Here is a 12,027-nt window from a genome sequence, read left to right as displayed (position 1 = left end):
ATCCTCAGTCCCGCATTTCGGTCTGGCGTTCGACGGGGTCGATCAGCACGGCTTTCTGCTGGCGCACCAGCAGGTCGAGAATTTCATCCTGGCGCTCGCCAAGGATGCCGGTGAAGCTGATGCCGCTGGATTTGGTCGGTGCGAGCATGGACACGCGATACAACTCGACACTCAGCGGCGAGTCGATGGACAGCGGGCCGCTGCCGTTGGCCGCCAGCTCACCGCCGACCACGATCAGCGACACCTGGGCGTCGAACGGGTCGAGCTTGATGTCACGGTCGGTGTTGCTCAGGTCCTTGATGTGGCCGTAGACGCCGGTCAGACCGTTGGCCATGGCGACGTTTTCGTACAGGCGAATGTTCACGCTGTTACGAATGCGGATGCCGTGGCGCCTGTTGCTCAACACGCGGTTGCCCCACAACAGGTTGTCGGCACTCTCGTAGAGGGTGATGCCGTCGGTGTGGTTCTGGTAGATCTCGTTGTGGGCAATCAGGTTGTTCACGCTGTTACGGTCGATCACCAGGCCCGACAACTTGTTGTCGTAGCTGCGGTTGTTGAAGATGAAGCTGTCGTTGACCTCACGGGAAATAATGATCCCGTGCTTCTTCTTGGTCCCGTACACCGTGTTGTCGGCAATGATCAGGCCGTGGGAACGGTCGTGTGGGTCGATGCCGTAGACGATGTTGTCTTTGTAGGTGTTGCCCTTGACCACGAAGTCGCGGGTTTCGTAGCAGTAGAAGCCGTACCACATGTCCGAGAACTCGGAGCCGACGATCCAGCCGGTCGGCTCAGGGCGCTTGAGCACCTTGGCCATGTTCGGCGTGTACTGGGAAATACTCACGCCGTAGGACTTACTGTTGGCATAACCGAAACTGGCGATCTTGCTGTTGGCGATGTAGGTCTCGGTGCCGCCCCAGGACAGCAGGAACGGACGGAATTCCTTTGGCGAATTGAACGTCGCCGGGCCGTTGTCCTTTTCCCGCCAGCCAGTGATTTTGGTATCACGCACGAACAACTGACCGTCGTTGACCAGGAACGCACCGCCCTCCTGGGACAGGCGCAGTTCCTGGGTCTGCTTGTCGATTTCGAGGATGCCGTGACGACCGACCACGATTGGCAGCCTGGCGAGGTACACGCCCGGTGACGTTTCGATGACGTACTTCGGCAGTTTCTTCGCCACGTCCTTGAGGTTCATGTAGCCGTCGTCGACGAAGATCGCCTGCGGGATGCCGTGCTGACGCACCACCCATTCGGCCATCTTGTTGTCACCGCCGATGAAGTCCTTCAGTGCGTCTTCCTGCATCATCCGGCGCACGCTGACTTTGCCGACCTTGCTGCGCACGATTTTTTTCGCGATGGCCTCGGCGGTGTAGCCAGAGACGTCCGGAAGCGTCGGCTTGGCCAGTTCCAGCGGCGCGGTCGGCGCGCTGCTGACGGTGTAGGTCTTGGCCTGTTGCAGTTCCTTGGCAACAGTGGCCGGCTTGGCGGGGGCAGCCGGCTCCACAGTCGCGAAGGCTGCCGCACTTGCCAGTAGCATCGCGCCGGCCAGCAAGGTCAAGGAACCTTTCTTGGCACTGTTCATGTCGAGGACTCCCTTCGCGCTCTGCATCAGAATTTCCAGACCACGTCGATGAACGCGCGATGCATGTACGAATCGACTTCCTTGCCATAGGCGTCGCCGGGCTTGAACACACCGCCACGGAAGCGCACCAGGGCCGAAGGCTCATCGATCGCCTGGCTCATCGACGCCGGCAACAGGCCTTGCTTGAAGTACTTGGTGACCACCAGGTCCATTTCCTGACCGAGGTCTTTTTCGCCATCGTTCAGCGGCAGGGAGGTGCTGGACAACACGGCGCCGGTCACGTCGTCGGTGTTGTTCTGCACGGCGTCGATGCCGTCGCTGGTGATCGGTTTGTTGCCGTCGACGCGCCAGAATTTGTGGTAGATCAGGCTGGCGTCGTACTCGTCGTTGAGCATCCACGAACCGAACAGCGTGGCCGATTGCATGTTGTTCATTTCGCCACGGAAGGCTTCGCCGAAACGGTGCACGCGTGAACGTGTACCGGTGTAGTTCGAGCGGTTGCTTTCCAGGCCGTTCTGTTCGTAATCGGCGCTGGCCCGGGCGTAGGCCGCACCGACTTGCCATTGCGGATCGAGGCGCAGGCGCACGCCCAGGTCGGTGGCCCAGCCATCGACATCGCCGCTGCTCTTGGGTTGTGCGGGAGCGGTGCCATCAGCGTTCAGCGGGTTGACCGTGTCGCGGTCGCCACTCATGCCGGTGATGCTGCCCCAGTAGTTGAAGGTATTGGTGTTGCGCCAGTTGTAGGCATCGCTGTTGGCCTGCAAGCCCAGCCAGCTGATGTCGCCATTCTGTTTTTTGTCCAGCGAATCGGAAGGTACACCCGGTTCCGGATAGTCGAGCTTGCCGTCATCGTGAGTGTGGTGACCGCGAATGCCGGCCCAGTGACCCGGTGTCCATTGGTATTCGGCATCGGCGTAGGCGTGCAGGCGATCCTTGTCCTTGGGGGACAGTTCTTTCAGGTCAGTGCGGTACTCGCTGAAGCGCTCGGCGACACCCGCGTTGGCGCGCAACAAGGTGGTGTCGAAGGTCCAGTTCAGGGCTTCGATGTTGGTGTCGCGCCATTGACCGTCGTCGTTGTGCAGACGCTGACGACCGAGTTTCAGGATCTCGCCGGGGTAGGGCGTGAAACCGCTGTAGCCGACCCAGAATTCGCGCATCGCCAGGTAGTTTTTCTTGGTCTGGCGGTCATTGTTGCTGGTGTTCTCGGTGCCTTCGGACTCTTGCAGTGTGTCGGTCTCGATGATGTCGGTGGACGTCACCGCCTGCCCCATGGCGTAAGCGCTCCACGCGCCGCTTTCGCCATACACCCACGGGCGCAGGTCAAGGCCGAGGCCGTTGACGTCGCCGCCGCGCTGGGTGCCGAGGTCACGGTCGTCTTCGGACTGGCCGGTGATTTTCACGTCCAGGCCGAAGTTCTTGGTTTCTTCAGTCATCGCAGCAAGCGTCGGGCAAGACCAGATCAGCGCGAATGTCAGGCCGATGCCGGCCTTCATGAATGGATTCAACTTCATTGGGTTTCCTCGCTGACTTCTTCTTGCAGGGTGTGCAGTTCCGGCGTGTTCGGGCTCAGGGCACCGCGCACGGCCTGTTCTTGTTTCAACAGGCGTTGGGCTTCGGCCAACCGGTCGGGCGGCAATTGCGTTTGGATTGTTTGCGCAAGCTCGGTGGCTTGCGGCGTGTTCTGGGCCAGGGCCAGTTGGCTGAAGACGTAGGCGTTCAGCGGATCAGGCTTGGTGCCCTTGCCTTGGGAAAACAGTTGGGCGATGGCGAAGTCGGCGCTGTTCTGGCCGTTGCGCGCAGCGGTCAACAGATGGTCGAGGGCCTTCTGCGGATAGACCTTGCCCAGGTAGCCACGGCGATAGATCTGGCCGAGGTAGTAATCGGCGGCGACTTCACGGCCGACGGCTTTCTGGAAATGCTCCTCGGCGACCTTGGCGTCGGCCGGCACCAGTTTGCCTTCGAAGTAGAGCTTGCCCAGCAACAGCTCGGCGCGGGGCTGGTCGGCGGCGCGGCCGTTGTCCAGGTACTTCATCATCTGGTCGACGTCGCCCAGTTCGGAGAAGTCGTAGATCAACTGCGCGAGGGTGACCCACGACGCCGGGTAGCCCGGTGCGATCGGTTCGAGCAGCGATTGCGCGGTCTTCTCGTCGGTCTTGCCCAGGGTCGCATCGGCGAGCACACGGGCGACGCTGTCGACGCGCTGCGCCGAAACGCTGCCGCGAGCGTGAGCCGCTTGCATCTGCTTGATCAGCTCGGCCTGTTGCTCTGGCTTGGCCTGTTTCTGGTAGACCGTGGCCAGTTCGACGTAGCAGATGTCGCTGGTGTTGAGCGCGGCCTTGCAGATCTTTTCCACGTCATCCAGATGCTGGTCGTAGGTGCCCTGGGTGCGATAGAGCAGCACTTGCGCCAAGCCGGCTTCCGGCTTGTTCTCGGCACGCCATTGGCTGATCTGCTGCTGGGCATTCACGTTGGGAAAGCTGTGCGGGTATTGCAGGTACAGCATCGCCAGCGGAATCAGCGTGTTGCCTTCGCCCGCGGCGGCCGCTTTTTTCAACAGGGTTTCGGCTTCGTGCTGCTCGGCTTCGGTGGAACCGGGCTTGGCCACCAGCAGGCGACCTAGGCGTGCCTGGGCGCGCGGCGAAACGCTGGCCGCGGCGCGGTAAGTTGCCTCGGCTTGTTTCATCTGCGCCGGGTCGCGACTGTCGACCTGGATATCGGCCAGACCGACCTGCGCTTCGCTGTAGCCCAGGTCTGCCAGTTGCCGGTAGTTTGCCGCAGCGGTGGCGGTATCGCCGCGCTTGAGCGCTTCGTTGGCCAGGCGCTGGTCGGGGAGGCCGGCGCAGCCGGCCAGGCTCACCGCCAATGCCACTGCACACAGAGACCCCATGTGGGAGCGGGCTTGCTCGCGAAAGCGGTGTGTCAGCGAGCATTGATTCTGAATGTTCAACCGCATTCGCGAGCAAGCCCGCTCCCACAGGGGCTGCGGCGTGTTTTGAGTTTTTGTGATGGTCACAGGCATATCCTCGACTTAAAGACCGACAGCCATGGCTTTGTCGATCAGCCAGTTCAGGTTCGGGCCACGGTCGCTGCTGACTTCCACCGGGCGGCCGGCGAGGGCGCTGTCCAGGGTTTCGTCGGGCTGGATCAGCACGCGGATATCCGAAGAGAGGTCGGCGCTTTTCAGGCTGGTGCTGCTGACGATCTTGCCGGTGCGGCTCTTGTCTTCGCCGGCGATCTGGAACCGCACCGAAGTACCCGGGCGTACGTCGCCGAACTGGCGATAGGAGAAGCGCGCTTCAACATTGGCTTCGCCGCCCCGCGGGACCAGTTGGAAGATCACGTCGCCCTTGCTGGCGTACTGACCGTTGGCGACCATTTGCTGGGCCACGGTGCAATCGCAAGGCGAGGTCAGGGTGCCGGTCATCTGCTTGCCGAACAGTTCTTCAACCTTGGCCGGTTGCAGTTGGTCTTCGTCCAGATGGCCCTTGAGCACGTCGAGCATGCTGGTGCTGAAGGTCGCCAGCGGTGCGCCCTTGGCGGCCACGCCGTCGGCTTTCACCAGGCTCTGTACGGTGCCGTCGCGGGGCATGGTGATGTTCACGCCCGGCACGCTGACCAGACCGGCCTGGGCGTGACTGACGAAGTACATGCCATACACCGATTTGAAAACGAAGCCGAAGGCGGCAACACCCACCACAAAGATCCCCAGGCTGAAGGTCACGGCTTTCAGGCGTCCGAACGCGGTCATGCCGTGGCCGCCGTCCTTCATCTTGCGCGCCTTGGTGAAGTTGTCGCGCTGCAGGGTCGCCAGCATTTCACCCACGCTGACGATGTCGCCAGCCAGGTGCGAAGTGATCAGGTGGCGCAGGGTCGAGATGTCCCGTGGTTCCAGGTTCTGGAACTGGCAGCCGGCGCGTCCCGTCTCGCGGTCGAAGGAGCGGACCTGCAACTCGACGTCCATGGCCAGGCCGAGGTTGTCGATGACGAACTGCAGGCGGGCCTTGTACACATCGCCAATTTTCAGCGGCAACTGACCGGCGTTGAACGCCAGGCCACCGGCGGACAGGTCGATCACCCGGGCTTCGACCGGCGTCCGGTCAGGGCCGAAGAAACGCAACTTGGCCGGGATTTTCACGCGGGCGTGTTGACGCTGGGCTTCGGATTCGTGCACTACGTTGGCGTTGACGGCGGTATTCATAAGGGCGATTTCCTGGTTAATTCAATAAGGGGGCGGTCAGACCATCAACAGCAGCACGGCGACAAAAATGCTGCCGGCAGAGAAGGTCATGGTCCGAGACGACCAGGTGTTGAACCAACGTTGAAAGCTGGCGAGATCACGGGTCAGAGAAGTGGGTTGGCGAGTCCAGGACTGTTGGTCGAGTCGGAAGAACACGTAGATCTTCACCAGCGCGCCGACGATCTGGTTGTAATAGAGAATCGCCGGGTAGGCCGGGCCGATCCGGTGTCCGGAGCACGACAGCAACAAGGTCAGGATGAACCGGGTGATGCCGATCCACAGCAGGTACACCAGGATGAACGCGGTGCCGTACTTGAAGCTGGCGATCAGCGCCACGGTCAGGCCCAGCAGCGAGGTCCACATCGACACGCGCTGGTCGAACAGCACCACCGAAGTGAACATGCCGAGGCGTTTGATCCCCAGGCCCAGGGCACGGGAGTTCTGCCGCAGGTTGTTGCCGTACCAGCGGAACATCAGTTTGCGACTGGCCTTGATGAAGCTCTTTTCCGGCGGGTGTTCAACGGTGTTGATCGCCGCGTCGGGCACGTAGAAGGTGTCGTAGCCCAGGCGCATCAGGCTGAACCAGCTCGACTTGTCATCGCCGGTAAGGAACTTGAAACGACCCAGGCGCCAGTGTTGCAGCGAGTCGCTTTCCACGTCGGCGATGAATTCCGGGTTGGTGACCACGGTGGCGCGGAACACCGACATGCGCCCGGTCATGGTCAGCACGCGCTTGGACAGGGCCATCGAGCACATGTTGATGTGGCGCTGGGCGAAACGCAGCTTGTGCCATTCGCTCATGATGTAGCCGCCGCGCACTTCGCAGAATTCGTTGGTGGTCAGGCCGCCGACGTTGCCGAACAACTGGAACCACGGCACGGTCTTGCGCACCACGCCTTCGCCGAGCACGGTGTCGCCATCGATCACTGCGACCACGGCGCGATCGTCCGGCAGGTGCCGGGAGATGGCGCGGAAGCCGTAGGCCAGGCCATCGCGCTTGCCGGTGCCGGGAATGCGCACGAAGTCGAGCTTGACCCGGGCCGGTGGGTTCATCCGGTTCCACAGGCTTTTGACCAGCAGCTCATCGGACATTTCCACGATGGAGCAGACCACGGTGGTCGGCAGGTCGCAGTCGATGGCTTCGCGGATCACCGAGCTGTAGACCTGCGCAGTGGTCAGCGCATCGATACGAAAGCTGGTGACCATCAGAAACACGTGGGACGGGTCAGCCGCTTTGCCCAGCTTGCGCACTTTGCGCCGCAGGTGCGGGTAGACGATGTACAGAAAAATCATGCCGCGCACAAAGTGCGTGGCACCCATCGAGTAGCGCCAGATACCCACGGCGCCAATCAGGAAAATGAAGTCCTTCGACTCGGAGTCGAACGTGGACACGGGCAACGCCATGGCGAGGCCCATCAGTAAACTCAGGTAGAACAGCCAACCGGCGGCCTGGAGTAGACCGTGCTTTAGCCTGTGCATAATCGGAATCCTAAAGTCAGTTGAAAGCTTCAAGCCTCAAGCTGCAAGTGAGGAGCGCTTAACTTGCCGCTTGAAGCTTGTCGCTTATGGCTGCTTTACCAGCAGATCCCTTCGGTGCGACCGTTGACGCTGGTGGCCTTGGACATGAAGCCCACCAGGTCGATCACCTGCTTGCCGTGTGGAACGTCCTGCACCAGGGCACGGAATTTCTCGTCACGGTTGCCGAGGATGATCACGTCGGAGTTGTTGATCACTGCGTCGAAGTCGGCGTTGAGCAAGGACGAGACGTGCGGAATCTTCGACTCGATGTAGTCCTTGTTGGCACCGTGAACGCGGGCGTACTCGACGTTGCTGTCGTAGATGCTCAGGTCGTAGCCCTTGCCGATCAGCATTTCCGCCAGGTCAACCAGCGGGCTTTCGCGCAGGTCGTCGGTACCGGCCTTGAAGCTCAGGCCCAGCAGGGCGACTTTGCGTTTGTCGTGGCTGGAAACGATATCGAAAGCGTTCTGCACCTGGGATTCGTTGCTGCGCATCAGCGAGTTGAGCAATGGCGCTTCCACGTCCAGGGAACCGGCGCGGTAGGTCAGTGCACGCACGTCCTTTGGCAGGCACGAGCCGCCGAAGGCGAAGCCCGGGCGCATGTAGTACTGGGACAGGTTGAGGGTCTTGTCCTGGCAGACCACGTCCATCACTTCGCGACCGTCGACGCCGACTGCCTTGGCGATGTTGCCGATTTCGTTGGCGAAGGTGACCTTGGTGGCGTGCCACACGTTGCAGGTGTACTTGATCATCTCGGCGACTGCGATGTCCTTGCGGATGATCGGTGCGTCGAGTTCTTCGTACAGCGATTGCAGAACGTCACCGGACGCTTTGTCGAACTCGCCAATGACGGTCATTGGCGGCTGGTCGTAGTCGGCGATCGCAGTGCTTTCACGCAGGAACTCAGGGTTCACGGCCACGCCGAAATCAACGCCGGCCTTCTTGCCCGAGCAGTCCTCGAGAATCGGGATGACCACGTTGGCCACTGTGCCCGGCAACACGGTGCTGCGCACGACGATGGTGTGGCGGGTGGTCTTGTCACGCAGGACAAAACCGATTTCGCGGCACACTGCCTCGATGTAGTTCAGTTCCAGGTCGCCGTTTTTCTTGCTCGGCGTGCCCACGCAGATCATCGACAGATCGGTGTCGCGAATCGCCTCGGCGAAGTTGGTGGTGCCACGCAGGCGACCGGTCTGGATGCCCTGGGCCAGAAGTTCGCCCAGGCCTGGTTCAACAATCGGCGATTTGCCGGCATTGATCATATCGATCTTGTCTTTGGCCACATCGACGCCAACGACGTCATGACCCCGTGCAGACAGGCAACCGGCACATACTGCGCCAACGTAACCCAAACCAAATATGCTGATGCGCATCGCAATTACCTCTGTATTGATCAAGCCATTAGAAGGCCGGAGTTAATGGTGTTCAGCGTGTTTTAGTGCACTCGCAAGTGCGCCTTACAGGCGCAGCAATGCCCTGTGCTGGCATATAAGTTACGAGTGTCTAAATAAATGCACTCAAGGGGTGCGCAACTAGGCCTTGTTGTTATGATTTGCCCTGTTATGCAGCCGATCCTCCTTCCGAAGGATGCAGGTGCAACGGCCTTGCACGCTTGATGTCAGGCCGAAAGCCCGTAAATCAAGCGGTTGGGTGCTCGGGTGAGCACGTTTATAGGGGCGCTGCCGTGGCCTTGTAGGGGATAGTCATACCGCGTTATCTCCTGTCCGCTCGCTGTTGTTCAAATCAGTGATTAGTCAGCGCAAGTTAGTATTTCAACTTCGCTACAAGAATCGCTTATCTGCGTAAGTTATCTCGTACAGGTTCGGCGAGAATCGTTACCGGTGGTATGAGCGGCGCGTTTGGACATAGTTCCGGTCCGCTCATCGTGAAATCTGAAATTTCTTGAAATATTGAGAAAGATGGCACTGCTCTCAAATTGATAGCACTTGCCGTTTGGCCCTTTATATATAGGCGGATAATTGGGGCGGATAGTTTTTTGCCACTACTGTTGAAAAAAGTCAGTGCCACTACGCAAAAAAATGATTGAAGTCGAGTGAAACTAAAGTTAGGAAAACGATCGATGGTTTTTTGACGCCAATAGGCTGGCGATCAGGAGGGGAATTGTCGGACGATCAATGGGCAGCGCATGAGGGGGTGTTCGCTCATGCGCCGACCGGCTGCATCACTCTGGTGCGTGATCGCGCAGAAACACCAGGTTGTCCGGTTTGGACTGTTCAGCGCTGTAGCGATAACCTTGAACGTCGAATTGCTTGAGGGTGGCCGGATCGTTGATGCGTTCTTCGATGACGAAGCGGCTCATCAAGCCACGGGCCTTTTTCGCGTAGAAGCTGATGATCTTGTACTGGCCGTTCTTCAGGTCCTTGAACTCGGTATTGATGATGCGTGCGTTCAAGGCGTTGCGTTTGACCGCCGAGAAGTACTCGTTGGACGCCAGGTTGAGCAGCACGTCATCGCCTTGATCGACCAGGGCTTCGTTCAGCCATTCGCTGATGCGTGTACCCCAGAAGGCATACAGGTCCTTGCCCCGGGCGTTGGGCAATTTGGTGCCCATTTCCAGGCGATAGGGTTGCATCAGGTCCAGTGGACGCAGCAGGCCGTACAGGCCGGACAACATGCGCAGATGCTGCTGGGCATAGTCAAAATCGGCTTCGCTGAAGGTTTGTGCATTCAGGCCGGTGTACACATCGCCCTTGAAGGCCAACAGCGCCTGCTTGGCGTTTTCCGGGGTGAACGCGGGCGTCCAGCTGCCGAAACGCGCGGCGTTGAGCCCGCCGATCTTGTCGGAAACGTGCATCAATTCGCTGATCTGTGCCGGGGACAACTCGCGCAATTGCAGGATCAGCTCCTGGGAGTGGTCGAGGTACTGCGGCTGAGTGAAGCGCTGGGTCGCCGGCGGTGTTTCATAATCGAGGGTCTTGGCGGGTGAAATCACCATCAGCATGAGTCGTCTCCTTTAATCGTGGCGGCGATTCTAGGGGGTTGTCGGCGTTGACTCCAGCTATGGCGTCCATAGGTGATGGCCGGTGGTATGCGCTGAACCTGTGGGAGCGGGCTTGCTCGCGAAAGCGGTATGACATTCACCAAAAATGTCGACTGATACACCGCTTTCGTCGGAACGCCGCCCGGAGCAAGCTCGCTCCCACAGTGGTTCAGTGTTGCTGCGGGAGTTGTGCCTGGATCAGCTATAGTGCCGCGCGGGTTTTGTTATGGAGACATCCCATTGCGTATCGCTTTTCTCATCTCGATCTGGCTACTGAGCGTCGCTGCCATCGCGGCACCGGGCGATGTGGCGACGCTTGATCGCAGCACCTGGCCAGAAAAACTCGTCAGTCCAACGCTGTTCGACGTGGCGTCGAGGGCCGAGATCCTCATGTTTTCCAGAGTGCTGTTGGCCAGCGAAGCGCTGGATGAACCCGCCCTGGCCCAGCGCCTGGGCTTGCGTACGATCAACCTGGAGTCGGTCAACCGGGTTCGCGAGCATCTGTGGCAACGGCTGCTGGCCAACTACAACTACGCCCAACAGAGTTGCGACCAGGATGCGTCCTTCTGTTTTCTGGTCGAAGACATGCCCACCCTGCGCGAACAAGCTGCCAAGTTCCAGGTCAGTGCAGACAGCTACTACATCAAGTGGGCCGAACCGAGTCGTGTGTTCCACACCCAGTACCTGGACGAACAATTGCGCAAGGCCGCCCTGTTCCCGCAAACCAGCAGCGAAGTCGATCATTTTGGCGACTATGAGCGCTCCGGTGACGGGATGCACGACCGGCTGTTTCTGCTGACCTTCGACAGTGCTGCCAACGCCGCGCCGGACAACACCGCCTGGGTCACCGAGTACCTGCGCAAGTCGAACATGAGCGGGACGTTCTTCGTCCTCGGCAAGGACATCCAGGCCCGTTTGGCCGAAGCTTCGGTGAGTCACCTGCAAGGGACCTACTCGAGCCAGTGCATCGGCGTACAAGGCTGGGAGTTCCGTTCCCACAGCCACTGGCAGGACTGGCAGGATTCGGTGCGCCGCAGCGCCGAACTGGTCAAAAGCAAGCTGCCGGAGAACTACGTGCCGCTGTTCCGTCCGCCCGATGGCCAGCGCCGATCCGATGCCGAAGGTTTCTTCAAGGCTCAGGGTTTGCAGGTAGCGCTGTGGGACATCGACGCCCAGGACGGCGCCGGCAAACTCAAGGGTAACCCGAGTGCGCAACGGGTGCTGACCCTGATGCTGCTGTGGCGGCACGGGGTGATCAATTTCAATGTGAAGCAGGATGGGGTGAAAACGGCGTTGCCGTGGCTGGTCACGCAAACGGCGCCGGTCGGGATCGGTTGGGAGGATTGCCAGGATGCGTTTCGCTGAATATGACAAAACCCCGTAAATATTGGTTTTTTGCCGATTTTGGAAGGGGATTCGTTGCAGGTGGACTTCCGACTTTAAACGGGTGATGGCAGTCCGCCAAGTGTTATTGGTCACTCTGAAAAATAAACTTCAAAAAAACGTCAAAGTACTTTTTTCTGTCACACGTTTTGGAGTATTACGAAGACAGACCGCCGAAACCTGCAACACAGGTGGCGTCTTCCAAGACCCCGCATGTATGCAGAACACTTGAGTCCCCGCAGGTGTATTCGGCAGTCACTTCGAGGCGCAGCACCGTCAAGGTATTGCGTCGAATGGCTCCCACAA

At 59.8% G+C, this 12,027-nt stretch carries 8 protein-coding genes; 1 reads left to right on the top strand and 7 read right to left on the bottom strand.

Annotation, left to right across the window (positions count from 1 at the left end):
* Positions 1–4: 4 nt before the first annotated feature.
* From algG to yaaA, 7 genes are all read right to left on the bottom strand, one after another.
* Positions 5–1,582 carry a mannuronan 5-epimerase AlgG gene (gene algG / locus AC3WN7_RS04685; RefSeq protein ID WP_095965605.1) on the bottom strand — a complete coding sequence of 526 codons (1,578 nt, stop codon included), beginning with the start codon at positions 1,580–1,582 and terminating at the stop codon, positions 5–7.
* A 26-nt stretch (positions 1,583–1,608) separates the two neighbouring features.
* Positions 1,609–3,093: an alginate export family protein gene (locus AC3WN7_RS04680; protein WP_095965511.1), complete on the bottom strand. Its 1,485-nt coding sequence runs from the start codon at positions 3,091–3,093 to the stop codon at positions 1,609–1,611.
* Positions 3,090–4,601 carry an alginate biosynthesis TPR repeat lipoprotein AlgK gene (gene algK / locus AC3WN7_RS04675; RefSeq protein WP_102673384.1) on the bottom strand — a complete coding sequence of 504 codons (1,512 nt, stop codon included), beginning with the start codon at positions 4,599–4,601 and terminating at the stop codon, positions 3,090–3,092. Before algK ends, AC3WN7_RS04680 begins: the two co-directional genes overlap by 4 nt.
* Positions 4,602–4,610: 9 nt before the next feature.
* A complete protein-coding gene (locus AC3WN7_RS04670; RefSeq protein WP_102673383.1) occupies positions 4,611–5,780 on the bottom strand; it encodes an alginate biosynthesis protein Alg44 in 1,170 nt (389 codons plus the stop codon).
* Between the two features lie 36 nt (positions 5,781–5,816).
* The gene (gene alg8, locus AC3WN7_RS04665; RefSeq protein ID WP_102673382.1) at positions 5,817–7,298 is read right to left on the bottom strand and encodes a mannuronan synthase; all 1,482 of its coding nucleotides are present in this window, start codon (positions 7,296–7,298) and stop codon (positions 5,817–5,819) included.
* Between the two features lie 95 nt (positions 7,299–7,393).
* Positions 7,394–8,710, bottom strand: a complete 1,317-nt coding sequence (locus tag AC3WN7_RS04660; protein ID WP_095965507.1) for a nucleotide sugar dehydrogenase — start codon at positions 8,708–8,710, stop codon at positions 7,394–7,396.
* Positions 8,711–9,519: 809 nt separating this feature from the next.
* Positions 9,520–10,299 carry a peroxide stress protein YaaA gene (gene yaaA / locus AC3WN7_RS04655; protein WP_095965506.1) on the bottom strand — a complete coding sequence of 260 codons (780 nt, stop codon included), beginning with the start codon at positions 10,297–10,299 and terminating at the stop codon, positions 9,520–9,522.
* 279 nt (positions 10,300–10,578) lie between these two features.
* Here yaaA and AC3WN7_RS04650 point away from each other — a divergent pair, with 279 nt between their 5' ends.
* Positions 10,579–11,703: a polysaccharide deacetylase family protein gene (locus AC3WN7_RS04650; RefSeq protein ID WP_095965505.1), complete on the top strand. Its 1,125-nt coding sequence runs from the start codon at positions 10,579–10,581 to the stop codon at positions 11,701–11,703.
* Positions 11,704–12,027 lie beyond the last annotated feature (324 nt).

It is taken from the genome of Pseudomonas sp. FW305-70 (genome assembly GCF_058783925.1).
This window is presented reverse-complemented; position numbering and strand designations above follow the sequence as displayed.